This window comes from Arthrobacter sp. B0427-1-12 (genome assembly GCF_059092905.1).
Window position 1 is genome coordinate 1 of the sequence record NZ_JBNHIC010000238.1, and the last position, 359, is coordinate 359.

General features: G+C 65.5%; 1 pseudogene. It reads left to right on the plus strand.

The features are described from left to right. Window positions 1-113: 113 nt before the first annotated feature. Window positions 114-359 (plus strand): annotated as a pseudogene (locus tag AC5RWU_RS24720) (2-keto-4-pentenoate hydratase); the annotation flags it as partial.

Genomic DNA, 359 nt, shown 5'->3' on the forward strand with positions numbered 1-359 from the left:
CGCTGCGCGCCTGCGGCGAGTACGAGGTCACCTACGAGTTCTACAAACCCATCAAGGAATACATTGCCGGTTTCGGCGTCACGACGGCGGTGCTGAAGTAAATGAGCCAGGAAATGACACAGGAAACCACTACCCGCCGCCAGCTGCTCACCGCTCTGGCCGATGAACTGTTCGAAGCCTACGACACCCGGGTTCCGGTGGCGCCTTTGCGGGACCGGGTCGAGGGTATGACGGTCCAGGACGCGTATGAGGTCCAGGACGCCCAGCTGCGCCGGCATCTGGCGGCCGGGCGGGTGCTGGCCGGCCGGAAGGTCGGTCTGACCTCGCTGGCCATGCAGGCCCAGCTGGGTGTGGACGCG